Origin of the sequence: Pseudoalteromonas sp. S16_S37, assembly GCF_014694405.1 — a bacterium.
In the GTDB taxonomy this organism is placed as follows: Bacteria; Pseudomonadota; Gammaproteobacteria; order Enterobacterales; family Alteromonadaceae; genus Pseudoalteromonas.
The window spans coordinates 25,457-41,927 of sequence record NZ_JAAUWV010000027.1 but is presented as its reverse complement, the minus strand read 5'-3'; the positions used below and the strand labels follow the sequence as shown (position 1 = coordinate 41,927).

The window sequence follows — 16,471 nt, the reverse complement described above, 5'->3', positions numbered from 1 at the left end:
TTTTAATCAAAATTGCGTCGATTATACCTGCTAATCGTTAGGGGATCACCTCGCGGGCAATGGGGTTTTGTAATGAGATCAAGGTTTCAGTGGATTGAATGGCTTCAATAGTTTGAATTTTATTGATCAGTACATCTTGTAAATGGTCGATGGTGCGGGCCATTACTTTAATAAAAATGCTGTAATTACCCGTTGTATAATAGGCTTCCACCACTTCTTCAAATTCTTGTAACTGTGCAATAGTGCTGGGGTAATCTCGCGCATGCTTTAAGTTAACACCAATAAAACAACACACATCATAGCCCAGCTTTTTTGCACTGATGGTGACTTTAGTGCCTTGAATGATCCCAGCTTGTTTCATCTTTTCAACCCGCACATGAATTGTACCCGCACTGACTGCGAATCTTTTTGCTAATTCGGCATAAGGCGTACGGGCATTGCCCATTAATGCATGCAAAATCGATTTATCCAGATTATCGATTTGATAATTTTCCATGTGAATTTACCACTTTGATTTTTGATTTATCAAAATATAGCGTGATTTTTTTATGATATATAGAGTGATTTGTTATTTTTATTGATGGTTGTTGTAATTTATTCATTTTTTGTTGACGATAGCTTTAAGCCACGAAGCGCTGGCAATTAAATTTAAGAATTTACTGGGAGTGAGGTCCTAATTATGCAAAGTACATATCGTCAAACACAGCAGCAAATAAGCCGAGTTAAACAAGTCTTTTCACAACAACTAGAAAGTGAACTGGGCTTAATAGAAGTTCAAGCGCCGATACTGGCTAAAGTGGGTGATGGCATTCAAGACAACCTAAGTGGTACTGAAAAAGCCGTATCGGTGAAAGTTAAAACGTTACCTGAAGAACAGTTTGAAGTGGTGCACTCTTTGGCTAAATGGAAGCGTAAAACATTAGGTGATTACGGTTTTTGTGTGGGGGAGGGCTTGTATACGCACATGAAAGCGCTTCGTCCTGACGAGGAAAAGCTATCCCCTGTTCACTCTGTTTATGTTGATCAGTGGGACTGGGAAAAAATTATTTGTGCAGAATCAGAGCGTTCTTTAACCACCTTAAAACAAACCGTGGAAGCGCTTTATCGCGGGATTAGAGCCACCGAGCAAGTGGTTGCCCAAGAGTTTGGTTTAAAGCCGTTTCTACCTGAGACGATTACCTTCGTCCACAGTGAAGAATTGCGTCAAATGTATCCAGATTTTAGTGCTAAGCAGCGTGAAAAAGCGATTGCACAAGAGTATGGTGCCGTATTTTTAATTGGTATTGGTGGTGAATTAGGTGATGGCAAAATTCATGATGTACGTGCACCAGACTACGACGATTGGTCAACAGCAACGTGTGATAAGTATCAAGGTTTGAACGGCGATATTCTGGTGTGGAACCCTGTGCTAGAAGATGCTTTTGAAATCTCTTCAATGGGTATTCGTGTCTGTCCTGAGTCTTTGCAAAGACAGCTTAAGATCACTGAGGATGAAGATCGTCTAGTCCATGATTGGCACCAACAATTACTTGCAGGTGAAATGCCACAAACCATTGGTGGCGGTATTGGTCAATCACGTTTAGTGATGTTGTTATTGCAAAAGCAGCATATTGCACAAGTTCAAGTAGGCGTTTGGAGTGATGAACTCAAAGCGCAAGTTTCAGATGTATTACGTTAATTGTGTTGTTTTATAATGAGTAGCGTAAAGCGGTAACACTTAATAGTGTGCCGCTTTTTTGTCTAAGCTATGGCACAACTCGATATCAATGCGATATAGCGTAATCAGCTGGTTTTAAATTCTATCTCAATTTTGTTTTCTACAAGGCTTGCGCTACAAGGCGGGTAGCTACGGGTGGTTTTATAGACACGGTCAAAAATATGAATTTCAACGCCTGGGTTAAGCGCTTGATTAGCGACTAGTTTGGTATTTTCTAATAAGCTATTGAGATTATACTCTAGTTCGGACATTTTCTTTTCAAGGACTTCGGCTTCTTCACAGTAGTGCATTTGTGTGGCACCAATTTTGGCCATCAGTTGTTTTTTCTTTTCGGCGTCTTTGACTTGATCTGCTTTTTCAATCGCGCTTTGCAACGTATTGAGCTGTTCACTGGTTTTAGTTAACGCTTTTAGGCACTCATCGGTTTCTGAGGTGATTTCGATACCGCGATGGGCCAAGCGCACAGTCATTTTAGCGCCTGACTCACTGCCAATTTCCCCAGCAATAACCATTTGCGCATCAAGTATTTCTCCGCCGATAAGTTTACCCTTTGGCGCATCGTCTGCGCCAACTTGCACAAGTGACGTTGCTTTAATGGCGCAATGGTTGCTCTGTTTGGCAATAAATACATTGTTTGCCTCTAAGTAGCTGTATTGACCATGTGCTAAGTGAATGTCTCCAGCAGCGATGAGTCGACAAGTTAGACCCTGATCGTTATTTTGATGATCAACATGGCCAATCGCTGCTTGTTTTACGTCAATGTGGCCACCACTGATGAGCTCGCCAGATTCTACCGAGCCCATCACCGTAATATCGCCCTTTGCTTTTACTTTCATACCGGGGGCGACATTGTGGGTAACAATAACAGTACCGTTAAAGTCAACATGGCCACTGCGCACATCGACGTCGCCAATGGTAAAGACATCATCCACACGCATCCCATTTTGGATATCTGATGGACAACCAGCGATGGTAGCGATAAGTTCAAGGGGATTGCTTGCAGAGATCTCAGTACCATCACCTGCGCTTAGCTCAAAAGTATCTCCGTCTTTAGCGGGAATGCTATCACCGGTTACGGTATAGCCTTCTTTTCCTAGTGTAGCAGGTTGTTTCGAGACTAATAAAGTACCCGGTGCAACACTTGCGAGTTTACCAAAGTCACGCATATCCACAGAGCCATCTTCTCGAAGCTTAGGTTGTTTTAAACGCTCTCTAAGTGTGGTTACATGAGGGATGAGTTTGGCTGCTTGACCATCAACGGGTGGACGTCCTCTAGCGATGACGCCTTTGGCGTTCGAACCAGGCGGAAGCTCAAACTGCTTTTGTAAAACTTGCTCTAAATAAGCTTGCTTATAACCGCGGCTGACACCTGCTTTTATGATCACTTTTTTGGCCTGTTCAAGGCTAATTTTGGCACCACCTTTGGCCATCACTAGGTGCGCTGTTGCTGTCATTTTATCGTCAGATACTTCAATGGATAGTTGGGCATCTACTTTTTTAGCAACGACTAGGTGTCTCTTCGGATGTTCACTTTTAAAAAACGCGTCAATTGATTCATGGTCCACTTCGCAATCGGCATAAGGAGATTTTTCCAGCGCTTCAACAATGAAGGCTGCATTAGGTGGGTTAAGTTGAGCAACTTCTAATAAAATATTACCGTTGTGCGCCAGTTTGAACACGTTTATCACCCTTTACCTTTCAGGCCAATCAATTAAACCAATGACAGAAAACAAAAGTATTAGTTACAGAGTGCTTAATAAAGAGTATAGAGTCAAGTGCTTAAGATCAAAGAACAAGCATAAAAAAAGCTGCATAACAGCAGCTTTTTAATACTAATGCATTAGTTGCATCAATTTGTTGAAGGCAGTTCCATGATGCCGTCAATTTCAATTTGTGAGCCTTTAGGCAATTCCTTCACGCCAATGGCTGCTCGTGCAGGATAAGGCGTTTTAAAGTGCTGGCTCATAATTTCATTAACTGTTGCAAAGTTGCTTAAATCAGTTAAGAAAATATTTACCTTGACCATATCTTGCAGTTTACCACCTGCAGCTTCGCATACCGCGGTTAGGTTTTTAAACACTTGCTGAGCTTGCTCAGCAAAGTCATCAGACACCATTTCCATGGTTTCAGGAACCAAAGGAATTTGCCCTGATAAGTAAACTGCAGTACCAACTTTCACTGCTTGGTTATAAGTACCGATTGCTGCAGGTGCTTGATCGGTAGAGATAATCGCTTTATTCATTGTTAATCCTATTTCTTACGATATACGCGTTGGACATCTGGCATCACGCGAATGCGACGCATAATGTTAGCGACGTGAATACGGTCTTTTACCGTTATGCCTAAATCTATCACGTATAAGTTACTTTCTTTTTCATCGGTAGCTATTTCAACGATATTAGCTTGTGTACTTGCTACCACGTTTGTGAGTTTTGCTAATGCACCTTGATGATTGATAATTTCAACTCTCAGTGCTGCAATGTATTCTTTTTCTGGGTTATCTTCCCATTTTACAACAAAGTATTTAGAGCGTTCGTTCTCCCAACCTTTGATGTTTTTACACTCTTGGCGGTGTACGTTTAACCCTTTACCTTGGCTTACGTAAGCGGTAATGGCATCACCTGGTACAGGTCGGCAGCATTTAGAGTAATTTACCAACATGCCTTCTGTACCTATGATGGCGGCTTTGGCACGTTTTGCAACGTTTTCGATGCCGTCATCCGTTTGCAGCAGGCGTTTAGCTATGAGCACACTCATAATGTTACCTGTGCCAATTTCTACTAAAAGTTCCAGCAAAGTCGAGAGTTTATGTTCTTCTAGAACGCGATCAATATTCTCTTGCGGAATATCATCAAGCTTGCTCTCTCCCAACGCCGAGTCTAACAGACGTCTGCCAAGTTGAATTGCTTCTTCTTGGTGCTGGCTTTTCAGGTAATTGCGCACGCCTAAGCGGGCTTTACCTGTGACAATAAAGTTTAACCACGTTGCATTTGGATGGGCCCCTGAACTGGTTATAACCTCAACCGTTTGACCCGTATCAAGCGCTTTGCTCAAAGGGTAAGGCTTGCGATTAACGCGAGCGCCAACGCAGGTGTTCCCTACATCAGTATGTACCGCATAGGCAAAGTCAACGGCGGTTGCGCCCATTGGCAGCTCAACAATGCGGCCATCTGGTGTAAACACGTAGATTTCTTCTGGGAATAGCTCAGTTTTAACGTTTTCAACAAACTCAAACGATGAGCCCGCACTTTGTTGTAACTCAAGCAAACTTTGCATCCATTGTCGTGCGCGTTGCTGGGCAGTGTGACCTGCATTGTCTCCAGCTTTTTTATACATCCAATGTGCTGCAACCCCTTTGTCGGCCATATGATCCATATCATGGGTGCGAATTTGGATCTCAACAGGAATACCATGAGGCCCAACTAAAGACGTATGCAACGATTGATAACCATTAGTCTTAGGGACTGCGATATAGTCTTTAAAGCGAGTTTCGATTGGTTTATATAAATTGTGCACCACACCTAATACGCGATAACAGGTATCTAGGTTGTCAACGTTGATTCTAAAAGCGTAAATGTCCATTACTTCGTTGAACATGAGCTCTTTATTAAGCATCTTCTTGTAAATACTATACAAGTGCTTTTCACGCCCGCTAACAAATGCTTGGATCCCAGATTCTTGTAAGCGCGATTCAATTTCTGTTTGAATGTTACTGATCACTTCTTTGCGGTTACCGCGCGCTTTGGCGACTTCCGACTTCAGTGCTCGATGGCGCATGGGATAGAGTGCTTGAAAGCCTAAATCCTCAAGCTCATTTTTGATATCATGGATACCCAAGCGGTTTGCGATCGGTGCAAAAATTTCTAGTGTTTCACGGGCAATACGGCGACGCTTATCTGGCCTTAATGCACCTAGCGTGCGCATATTGTGAGTTCTATCGGCAAGTTTAATCAGGATAACGCGGATATCTTGCGTCATCGCCATGATCATTTTTCGGTAGTTCTCAGCCTGAAACTGTTTTTTGTCTTTAAAGCTCAGCTTATCAAGTTTACTTACGCCTTCAACAAGCTCTGCAACGGTATCACCAAATATTTCCGCTAAGTCTTGCTGGCTAAAATCCGTATCTTCAATGACATCATGCATGAGCGCAGCCATCAGAGTTTCATGATCTAGGCGCATGCCCGCAAGTATTTGTGTCACCTCAACTGGATGGGTGATATAGGGCTCACCACTTGAGCGCGTTTGTCCCTCGTGGGCTTCACGAGCAACCACATAGGCTTTTTGCACAAGCTCTATGTCGCCAGGTGCTAAATACTCAGAGATTTTCTTTTTTAGGCCTTCAAAAAGATACATTCACGCTCCAGTGTTCCGGTGAAGTTATCGATATGTAACGAATATACGATGAAATGAAAGAGAAACCAACGACTAGGCCAGACTTTATTTTTAGGTACGGCTTTTATTGGGCTATAAAACAACAATGCCAGCAAAAATGCTGGCATTGTCATAAAAACTAAATGTATTTTAGTTGTTGCCGCCGACAATAGCTGCAACAGCTGCAAGCTCAGCAGCTTCTTGGTTTTGCTGTTCTTCACGGTCAATCACGTCTAATGAAGAGTTGTTCACAAGACCTTTTTCAATTTCACGTAAAGCGATAACCGTTGGCTTATCGTTTTCAGGATCAACCATAGGATCTTTACCACCTACAGCGATTTGACGAGCGCGACGCGCTGCTACCAAGATTAAATCAAAACGGTTACCAATTGCATCTACTGCATCTTCTACAGTTACGCGAGCCATCGAAGCACTCCAAAGTTAATTCATTTCCAAAAGGGTAGTTTACTGCAAGGGAAGCAGTTCGCCAAGTGGATGGTTAAAATTTATCAAAAATTAGCGTAAAAGATCGTTGATCAATTCGCCATGACGTACTTGCTGAGCTTTAAGTTCCATGCGCGCGGCTATTACAATATGTTCTAGTTGAGCTAACGTTGTATCAAAGTCGTCGTTTACCAGTACGTAATCAAATTCGTTGTAGTGTGAGCTTTCTGATTTAGCTTGCGCCATACGTGATGCAATCACTTCTTTTGAATCTTGGCCACGGCTGTTGAGTCTGTTTTCAAGTTCTTGTTGAGATGGAGGTAAGATAAAGATAGTTTTAACGTCTGGCACCAATTTACGTACCTGTTGAGCACCTTGCCAGTCGATATCCAAAAATACGTCTAAGCCTTCATTCAATTGTGTTTCAACGGCAGCTTTAGAAGTACCATAATAATTATCAAATACTTTGGCCCACTCAAAAAAATCACCCTTCACGATCAGCGCACTGAACTCATCTTCTGTAACAAAGTGATAATGTTCACCGTCATTTTCCCCTGGGCGTGGTGCACGAGTGGTATGTGACACAGACATTTTTATGTCTTGGTGTTTAGTTAATAACGCTTTAATTAAGCTTGATTTACCGGCACCAGAAGGAGAGGAAAGAATAAAAAGATTACCACGCGTTGCTGTCGTCATAGGATATTGCTCTTTATATAAAGTGGCGAAGGGTTGCCACAGCTAAAATCAATCTAAACGCACATTTTAAACGCTACATTTGATATAAGCTAGTCAATAAAGAAAAGTGGTGGATAGAACATTAAAAAGGCCCAAGTATTAGTTGGGCCTTTTAGGTTATTCAGCTTTATAAGCTTCGCCTTGCGTTATCCAACTTGCTGCTGGTACACCTTTGAGATAATGGTCAAAGTACTCCATTATGCGAATAGAAAAATCTAGCTGATTTGGAAATTGCTTAAGGTGGTGTGGCTCACCTTCATATTGCAAGAATATCGCGTCTTTATCGTAGCGACGCAGGGCTAGATAGTATTGGATGCCCTCTTGCCAAGGCACTGCGCCATCTTCATCACCAAACATGATTAGAATCGGCGTATTCACTTTGTCTGCAAAAAATACTGGTGAATTTTCGATATATAACTCAGGTGCTTCTACCAAGGTTTTGCCAATGCGACTTTGCCCCGTTTCATATTGGAATTGACGTGCCAGTCCTGTTTTTAAACGAATGCCACTGTATGCTGAGGTCATGTTAGACACAGGCGCACCAGATACAACCGCTTTAAACATATCTGTTTGGGTAACCATAAATGCACTTTGATAACCTGCCCATGAATGGCCTTGTAAGCCAATTTTATCTGGGTGTGCCACGCCGATATCAATCAGCTTTTGCGCTGCATTGATCATAGTTTGTGTTGACGAACGTCCAGGGTGACCGATTTCAAAGCGAATATCAGGTAAAAACAGAGCATAACCATTAGAGGTAAACATAGGGAAGTTAGGTCTATGATTAAGCTCCATTTTAGGGAAGTCATACATACGTTGGCTCATGTAACGATAAAAGTAGATAACTACTGGGACCTTATCGCCTTTTTTGTAACCAGCAGGCTTAATCAATACACCTTGTAAGTCTTCGCCATCATAGCCTTTATATTGCACTAGTTCAGGTTTTTGCCCCCATGCAAAGTGACTCACCTGAGGATTTAAATCCGTCACTCTCTGTGGCTTGTCAAAGTTGAGATTACTGTGCCAGAAGTCTGGAAATTGGTGATAGGTTTGTTTGGTAAAAATGATTTGGTCAGCATTTTTGGCCTTTTTAACCACATCAAAGCGTGCCTTATCGGCAAGGTTTGTCGTTAAGGTGCCATTTGCCAGTGACAAAGTAGCAACATGGGTTTGTTTATTATCTAGGTTATGCGCTTCAAGTATTAGGCTTTCGTCTTGATTAAAACCTACCTTTTTATCATCTAACTGTACCACGCGGTACTGGGTATGTGTTTCTCTTCCTTGTGTAAGTCGCTTAGCTTGAAGTGTTTTAACATCAAATGCCCAAATATCATATTTGGAATAAACATACACAATGCTGCCATCCTGTTGCCAACCCGCGGATCCATAGCCAGGTTGTGGCTGCGGATAATCATGCTTATCATCGGCAAAAATAGCCTCGCGCACAGCGGCAGTTAAAGGGGCTACCTTTTGCTCGTGTAAATCTTTTAGCCATACTTGGCTGTCTTCAAAATATACCGCATGCGTACCTGTTGGTGACAAACTTGGCTGAAAAGGTGATTCTTTTACTATGAAGTGTTTAGCGCCTGTTGCCACTTGTACGGCATAGTAATCTTCATAAAAGCCCTTATACATAGTTTGTTTTAAATAAGGGGTGTCGTTACTGGCCAATAAAAATTGTGCTTCGGTGTTGAGCGTTAAATTAGGCACTTGCTCGTCAGTTAGTTGTGCAACACGTTGGCCATTTATGTGATAGACCGCCTTATAATGACGTTTTTTATTAGTCTCTTCCCAGGTTTTTATCTCGCGAGTTTTTATTTCTGGGTCTTTGTTGTGCCAAATTTTTAAGCCTTTTTGTGCTCGAATGGTGTCGAAATCTTTTAAAGACGCTTCATCGTGGTATTTAAGCTCTTTAGCTTTGCTATCAAGCTCGGGGCGATTTTCAAAATATAAACGCGAGCCATCTTGAGACCACTCAAGCGTAGCCGATTTACCATTAAACCAACCATCGGCACTGGCCACGGTTTGAGTTTCATTTTTATCGGCATCCCAAAGCATCAGCTGGTAGTGACGACGCAGCGGGTCATTATTCACATAATTGCCTTGATAAAACGCGACAAGTTTTCCTTGTGGATGCCAAGCAACCTGACTCAGCGTGATCCCCGGTTCATCAAATAAAACGTGTTGTTTGGCGTTATCGAGTTCAAGAAAGCTAATGCGGTTTTTACTTCCATCATCAGAGCGCTGATTAAATAACACGCCTTTGTTTGTGGGGCTAAGGCCATAATTACCAATATGCTCAATGCGAAGCGTATTTTCATTGTTTAAATTTACAATGACTAGAGTGTGAATTTTGTCTTCTTTATCGGCCGTGATGCTGGGTTGCTCGCTGTCTTTAGCGTCTGATTCTTTATCAGCGTCGGAGGCTTTTTCTCTATAAACCAGCCAGCTGCCATCGTCAGACAACTGATAGTCAACGATATTTGTAAATTCTTGCTGTTGCTTAGTTTGGGTATTTACCAACACCAAGTTTTTTGGCAGGTTTTTCTTATTTTTTTTAGAGGCTGTTTCTTTGTCTAGCAGCGATGGCGTTTGTGTAAACGCAACCCAAGTGGCTGATTTATTAATATGTGGTTTAGAACCTCTTGGCACGCTTGCTATTAGTTGGTTGAGTTTTAAATCATATACTTGGCCTTCGCTATCGCCTCGGTATGGCTTGGCAGAAAACGACAGATATTGACCATCGTCAGACAATACGGTGTTGTGGGCATAGCGAAAGTCAAATACATCTTCAAATTGTAGTGACTTTTCGGCTGCTGAGGCTGTGCTGGCGAGCATAATGCTGGCGCTGAGCAAAGAATGTATGAACTTCATGTGTGTGAACTTGTGGTTAACCATGCTTTGTTTTAACACAAGTCGGCCCTGTCGCTAAAGGCAGTTGCGGCAAATGTTGCATTGTAAGAGATAAAAAGACGGCTCGGCCGTGATTATCTCTTACACACTTGCTTGGGCGTAATTAGGAAGCCAGTTCAGGCAAGCCAGTTCAGGCAAGCCAGTTCAGGCAAGCCAGTTCAGGCAAGCCAGTTCAGGCAAGCCACTTCAGGCGAGCCAGATCTTTTGCAGCTCTACCCATTGCTTTTCAAATTGGCTGCTTGGCAGGGACTTAAAATCGCTACGCACGAATTGGTTCATCTTACCTTCAACATAAGCCAAAAATAAGTTAGCCAGTGCGCCTTCTTCGGTCGCGAATGCTTTGCCTTCTCGCAATTTTCTTTCGCGTAGCACCTGTTTGAATTGTGTTTCGAGTTTTTCGAATAAGCTTTGAACGCGCTCTCTGAGTCGCTCTTGCTCACCCTGAAGTGCATCTCCGGTTAAAATTCGGGTGATACCAGGGTTTTTTTCAGCAAAAGCTAAAAGCAGCATTAAAATGTTATAAACGCGCCCTTGGGTTTCTTTCTCATTTTCTAAAATGAGATTGATACGTGACAAAAGGGTATCTTCAATGAACTCTATTAATCCTTCAAACATACGCGCTTTACTAGGGAAATGACGGTAAAGTGCGGCTTCAGATACACCCACTTCGGCTGCTAGTTTAGCTGTAGTGATGCGTTGACCTGGGCTAGTTTCAAGCATTTGTGCGAGAGATTGTAGTATTTGCTCTTTGCGATTACTGCGTTTAGTCGCTGGCATGAACTTTCCTTTCGTTATCGTTATTATGGTCAGTGCAAACCCCAAGCAGCTCACACCTATTGCTCGGGGCCTTATGTTAATGCTTTATTCAGCTTGGTGCCAGTATTTTAAAAAGTTGCTTTTATGTACTTAATAATCAAGCCTTTTCGTAATTTCCATGAGTACAGTCATAGCGAGTGCTTGCTTATCAGCAACGGGTAACTCTAAGCTCTCATCAGGCCAAAACAGTGTTAGCGCGTTGTTGTCTGCGTTAAAACCGAGACCTTGGCGTGATACATCATTGGCACAGATCATATCTAAGTTTTTGTTTTTTAGCTTGCCTTGAGCATACTGCTCAACATTTTGTGTTTCGGCGGCAAAGCCAACAGTGTAAGGTCTATTTTTAGTCAATGCAGCTACTTCGGCGATAATATCCGGGTTTTTAACCATGGTTATGCTTATTTCGTCGCCTTGCTTTTTAATTTTTTGCTCGGCAACCTGTGCTACTCGGTAATCAGCAACGGCAGCGCAGCCAATAAAAATATTTGATTCACTGGCCAATTTTAGCGCGGTATCACGCATTTGCATGGCGCTTTCGACGGCAAAAACTTCTGCGCCACTTGGAGGGGCAATACTTACAGGGCCTGAAATCAAGTTAACTTTAGCACCGAGTAATAAAGCCGCCTGAGCCAACGCATAGCCCATTTTTCCTGAGCTGTGATTACTGATAAAACGTACCGGATCAAGTGCTTCTCGAGTAGGCCCTGCTGTTATAGTGACTGTGACATCCGCCAACACCGTTGCCGGCTCTGTTGCGATGCACAAATCGACCAATTCATGAGGCTCTAACATGCGACCAGCGCCAACATCACCGCACGCCTGTTCACCCTTACCAGGACCCCAAATTTTAACACCGCGGGAGGCGAGCAGGTTTAAATTGGCCTGAGTTGCAGCATGTGCATACATTTGTTGATTCATAGCCGGTGCAACGGCAACCTGCGCAGGTGTTGCTAATAATAGCGTTGTTAACAAATCATCGGCAATACCGTGCGCCATTTTAGCAATGATGTTGCAACTGGCGGGCGCGACTAAAATAAGATCTGCCCACTTGGCCAGCTCAATATGGCCCATTGCCGCCTCGGCATTTGGATCTAGGAGTGATTCTGCGACGGGTTCACCAGAGACAGCTTGCATTGTTAGCGGGGTGATAAAGTGTTTGGCTGAGTCGGTCATAACGACTTTTACAACGCAATTTTGCTCTTTTAAGCGTCTTACCAGTTCTGCACATTTATAGGCTGCAATACCGCCACTGATCCCTAGCACAATATTTTTATGTTGTTGGCTCATGTCCCAAATCCAGAGTAATTTGTTTAAGTGTTAAAGATAACACAGCCTCAATATTGATGGCACTAATGGGGCATTGAATATTCATCCAAGCAAACTACACTTTATGACCTAAGGACAGCCAACTCTAAGGAATAGAGATGCAAATACATACATTACCTGCGCATACGCGCCCCCGTGAAAAACTCCTCAACCTTGGGCCTGATGCGCTATCGGATGCAGAGTTACTCGCTATTTTTCTACGTACCGGTGTGAGCGGTATGAATGCCATAGAATTGGCGCAATCCCTACTAAAGCAAAATCACACTTTAAGTAATCTGTTTAACGCGAGCTTAAGTGATTTTTGCACACACAAGGGCTTAGGGGAGGCAAAATATGTGCAACTGCAAGCGGTATTAGAGCTAAGTAAGCGGTATTTAAAAGAGCGTTGCCAACGAGACACCTTGTTCAGTTCACCCGATGCAGTGAGTGACTATTTGTCGATACAGCTTAGAGGATTAGATCATGAAGTGTTTATGGCGCTGTATGTGGATAATCAAAATCGCTTAATAAAAGACGAAATATTATTTAGAGGGACGATTAACGCCGCGAGTGTTTATCCACGAGAAGTCGTTAAAGCGGCTTTAAAATACAACGCGGCTTCACTTATTTTTGCTCACAATCACCCATCAGGAATTGCAGAGCCAAGCCAAGCTGACAAATTAATTACCAAAAAACTGCAAAATGCACTGGCTTTGGTTGACATAAATGTGCTTGATCATCTGATTGTTGCTGGCGAGCAGTGTATTTCTTTTGCGCAACGAGGCTTAATTTAGGCTGTTTTGCTCAACAAAGTTGTAAAAAACATCACTTTGCGAGGCTTTTTACAAATTAGTTTAATTTAAATGCAGTTTTTGCTTTCCTAAGGGGCATTCGATCATTATAATTGGCCGCTATCAAATTTACACATGAGCTGATTAGATAGGATCAGATCCTTGATCTCTGCCTGTAGATGCTGTATAAAGAGCGCCCTCTGATTTACCCCGGGGCAACGCAGTTAAGGTCCAAGGGAAAATTAAGCTCGAGCGAAGTTATTGGAGATACATAGACATGTCTAAAGTCTGTCAAGTTACAGGTAAGCGCCCAGTGGTAGGTAACCACCGTTCACACGCGCGCAACGCTACTAAGCGTCGCTTCCTACCTAACCTACAAACACACCGTTTCTGGGTTGAAAGCGAAAAACGTTTCGTTACATTACGTACTACTACTAAAGGTATGCGTATTATCGATAAGAAAGGCATCGACGCGGTATTAGTAGATATCCGTGCTCGCGGCGAAAAAGTTTAAGGAGCTTGAATCATGCGTGATAAGATCCGTTTAGTTTCAACTGCTGGTACTGGTTATTTCTACACTACCGACAAGAACAAGCGTAACATGCCTGAAAAAATGGAAATCAAAAAATACGATCCTAAAGTTCGTAAGCACGTGATTTTCAAAGAAGCAAAAATCAAGTAATTTTGCTTTTTACAGAATACTAAAAACCCAGCCTCGGCTGGGTTTTTTGTTTTGTACTATTTTAAACGAACGATTGTTATACCAATTACATTAAATAAGTGATCAGATATTGCGACAGATAAATGGCTTAGAAACAAGGCAAATATTTCGCTATGTAGTTATTCTACATGAGAAATATTTAACGCAGTTAATGAGTCATTTAGCTCGCTAGAATGATCAATGTATTAATAAAATTGGTATTACTTATTATTTACCCATTCAAACAACAACATCAACAAGTTAATTCATTTTTACCATGAATTTACTTAATTTAACTAGTCATATTGAATCACCTAGCAGCAAACTCTCCTTTGTACCGTTAAAGCGGTACACATTATGAGATTGATCTCTGCGTTAGTAGTCATTTAAGGAAACAACATTATGAATATGAAACAAGCTCGCCATGCCGCAGTTTTGGGTGTAGCGTTAAGTATAACAAGCGCACAAGTCGCCGCGTTTGAACAATTGGTAGAACAGCAACCAAGTAGTGTCATTGAGCAAGACGCTAATTACGAAAAAAATAAAAATTTAACTGGCTGGGGTTGGAACCAAAAACTCAATGCAAATGCAAATACAAACAACTCAGATAGCAGCATTGATAATACGCAGCAAAAAGATCTACCTAAAATAGAAAATATTGAACCTATAGAAAGATTCTTATTTGAACATGATACTGTTGCAGAGCTAGCACTCATACTCAATGTCAAAAAAAATGTTCCTAATCAGAAGTTTAATATACTAGTCAATCAAGATGGTAATGGCTGGCAACTTGCCAAAACTGTATATACAGGTGGCGAGGTTACACTTGAAGACGTGACAGTTTCGGACCAAGCAGAAGTCGCAGTGCAACCATGCTTAAATGATGATTCAGTTAACTGCAATGAGCTTTACAGTGCTGGTTTTACGCATAAAGTACCCTATGAGTCTGAGATGGGTTGGCCAGACCAAATAGAAGCACAAGTCCATACTTTCGCTGCTAACAGTCGCGTCACTGGGATCGATAAGCTGTTAGAAAAGGGCTATGACATGGTTCGCAATGGTATGAATATTAACGCCCACTGTTTTACTACCCCACCCGGTGAGCAGCATACCAGTTACAACAAATTCGAGACAGATCAATCTTTTGAGCTAATAACCGAACGTGACAAAGCTACTAGTATTCTTGATAAGGATAACACCATAAAAGGTAGCGCTTCATTATTGGGGTTAGAAACAAAAGATAATGTCTATAAGAACAAACTATACGAATATGCAATGCAAAAACGTGATAAGTCACTATTTATGGGCAAGTTTAGACATATAAGCAAAACCTTGGTATCACGCCCAAGTAATCAGTTACACTTGCAGCATAAATTCAACAGCATGTTGATAAATGGTGATAAATCAAGCTTTAGAAGCCTGTGTGGTGACCAATATATTGCTTCTGTCGATATTGGAAAAGAGATGTATTATTACATTCGCGTTTTGAACGAAGAAGGCTTTAACTATAAGAAAAAAGACCTTGAAACAAAATTTGCTGCCAAATTTAAAGAATTAGTGAGCTCAAACTTCGACAGTAACAAAAAAGAAACCTTCTTGAATGACTTTGCTAACTTTAATTTAGAGATAAAATCTGTTTCAGCAGGAGCTGAATTCGCAGGGTCAGTTGTCTCACATAACTCTCTGCCCTCGTTTATTGAAAGCTTGAAAAAGTTCTCTGATGTAAATACAAGCTTTGACAATTACACCGCGATTGGCTTTACGACTAACAACTATCCAATTCCGAATGAGTTAACAAATAAACCTCTAAACGAGATATTTATGGATTACTCACCCATTGTTGAAAAAATTACAACATGGTCAAATTTTAACGCACAGGTAGAAGATCGTTGCGACATCTACGGTCCACACTCAGATGGTATTACACAAGCTGGAAGAAAAATCAGTCGTGATGTAGGCTTGATCCGTATAGATAGTTATAAACGACCACAATACGATATCTGTAACGCGGTTCGCAGCAAAATAATTAAAGAGTATGGCCAGTGTTTAGCGCAACGTACATGGTCATCATGTATAGATGGACCAAAAGTTTCGAGCTGTAAAATTGGTAATACTAACTGCCATGAATACGCAATGGAAATACACCGCTGGGAACCAGTGGAAAAAACTGCAACCTTAAATGTAAAGAAGCCTGCTTGTGGAGCGGTGCAAGACTGTGAGGAAACATTTTGGGTAGAAACCTGCCTACACCCTGACTATGTCTTAGATTACCGTGTAAATTTTGGTTATAACCCTAGTGGTGCATATGATCGTGTCGCTGAAGGTGTCTCTGTTGCAGAACACTACACTAAAAACGTGGGTCGCGTAAAAACCGACCTATTCTCTCAAAATGGACAACAATGTGCACGCTTGAGTGCTGTACTCGTTACCCTCTCTTGGTGGAGGAATACCGCAGAGTATATTGGTGATGTGACCATGCATGGTTTTAACTTTATACCTCGCGTACCTTACCAGTAACCTAAATACATGGGGCAAATCATAAATATTTGCCCTTTTTTCAGAGAGTAATATTATGCCTTCTTATGAAAACTGCATTTGGCAAAAAAACAATCAACCCTATCAATGCTATGTGCCCAATTTTCTTAAACACAAAGTCACACCTGTATCATCAACCCTACA

General features: G+C 41.8%; 14 protein-coding genes. 5 read left to right on the top strand and 9 right to left on the bottom strand.

What is annotated here, in order from left to right; genetic code table 11:
• Positions 1-37: 37 nt before the first annotated feature.
• Positions 38-496 (bottom strand): transcriptional regulator AsnC, encoded by a 459-nt coding sequence (asnC, locus tag HC733_RS12925; protein ID WP_190365461.1) that lies wholly within the window; start codon positions 494-496, stop codon positions 38-40.
• A 183-nt stretch (positions 497-679) separates the two neighbouring features.
• Here asnC and asnA point away from each other — a divergent pair, with 183 nt between their 5' ends.
• Positions 680-1,678 carry an aspartate--ammonia ligase gene (gene asnA / locus HC733_RS12920; RefSeq protein WP_190365460.1) on the top strand — a complete coding sequence of 333 codons (999 nt, stop codon included), beginning with the start codon at positions 680-682 and terminating at the stop codon, positions 1,676-1,678.
• A 104-nt stretch (positions 1,679-1,782) separates the two neighbouring features.
• Here asnA and HC733_RS12915 read toward each other — a convergent pair whose 3' ends face one another.
• From HC733_RS12915 to coaBC, 8 genes are all read right to left on the bottom strand, one after another.
• Positions 1,783-3,396, bottom strand: a complete 1,614-nt coding sequence (locus HC733_RS12915; RefSeq protein WP_190365459.1) for a FapA family protein — start codon at positions 3,394-3,396, stop codon at positions 1,783-1,785.
• Between the two features lie 170 nt (positions 3,397-3,566).
• Complete coding sequence (locus HC733_RS12910) at positions 3,567-3,959, bottom strand: RidA family protein (protein ID WP_190365458.1); 393 nt, start codon at positions 3,957-3,959, stop codon at positions 3,567-3,569.
• 8 nt (positions 3,960-3,967) lie between these two features.
• Entirely contained in the window at positions 3,968-6,070 is a 2,103-nt protein-coding gene (gene spoT / locus HC733_RS12905; protein ID WP_190365457.1) for a bifunctional GTP diphosphokinase/guanosine-3',5'-bis pyrophosphate 3'-pyrophosphohydrolase, read from the bottom strand.
• A 168-nt stretch (positions 6,071-6,238) separates the two neighbouring features.
• Positions 6,239-6,514 carry a DNA-directed RNA polymerase subunit omega gene (gene rpoZ, locus HC733_RS12900; protein ID WP_171627710.1) on the bottom strand — a complete coding sequence of 92 codons (276 nt, stop codon included), beginning with the start codon at positions 6,512-6,514 and terminating at the stop codon, positions 6,239-6,241.
• 90 nt (positions 6,515-6,604) lie between these two features.
• Positions 6,605-7,228 (bottom strand): guanylate kinase, encoded by a 624-nt coding sequence (gmk, locus tag HC733_RS12895; RefSeq protein WP_190365456.1) that lies wholly within the window; start codon positions 7,226-7,228, stop codon positions 6,605-6,607.
• 156 nt (positions 7,229-7,384) lie between these two features.
• Positions 7,385-10,141, bottom strand: a complete 2,757-nt coding sequence (locus HC733_RS12890) for an alpha/beta hydrolase family protein (RefSeq protein WP_190365455.1) — start codon at positions 10,139-10,141, stop codon at positions 7,385-7,387.
• Positions 10,142-10,366: 225 nt separating this feature from the next.
• Positions 10,367-10,957, bottom strand: coding sequence for a nucleoid occlusion factor SlmA (slmA, locus tag HC733_RS12885; RefSeq protein WP_190365454.1), 591 nt, complete (start codon positions 10,955-10,957; stop codon positions 10,367-10,369).
• Positions 10,958-11,086: 129 nt separating this feature from the next.
• Positions 11,087-12,283 (bottom strand): bifunctional phosphopantothenoylcysteine decarboxylase/phosphopantothenate--cysteine ligase CoaBC, encoded by a 1,197-nt coding sequence (gene coaBC / locus HC733_RS12880; protein ID WP_190365453.1) that lies wholly within the window; start codon positions 12,281-12,283, stop codon positions 11,087-11,089.
• Between the two features lie 137 nt (positions 12,284-12,420).
• Here coaBC and radC point away from each other — a divergent pair, with 137 nt between their 5' ends.
• The 4 genes from radC (at position 12,421) to HC733_RS12860 (ending at position 16,309) form a co-directional block, all read left to right on the top strand.
• On the top strand, positions 12,421-13,095 hold the full coding sequence (radC, locus tag HC733_RS12875) for a RadC family protein (protein ID WP_190365452.1): 675 nt from the start codon (positions 12,421-12,423) through the stop codon (positions 13,093-13,095).
• Positions 13,096-13,369: 274 nt separating this feature from the next.
• Positions 13,370-13,606, top strand: a complete 237-nt coding sequence (rpmB, locus tag HC733_RS12870; RefSeq protein WP_058028557.1) for a 50S ribosomal protein L28 — start codon at positions 13,370-13,372, stop codon at positions 13,604-13,606.
• Between the two features lie 12 nt (positions 13,607-13,618).
• On the top strand, positions 13,619-13,774 hold the full coding sequence (gene rpmG, locus HC733_RS12865) for a 50S ribosomal protein L33 (protein ID WP_005493124.1): 156 nt from the start codon (positions 13,619-13,621) through the stop codon (positions 13,772-13,774).
• A gap of 420 nt (positions 13,775-14,194) precedes the next feature.
• Positions 14,195-16,309: a hypothetical protein gene (locus HC733_RS12860; protein ID WP_190365451.1), complete on the top strand. Its 2,115-nt coding sequence runs from the start codon at positions 14,195-14,197 to the stop codon at positions 16,307-16,309.
• Positions 16,310-16,471 lie beyond the last annotated feature (162 nt).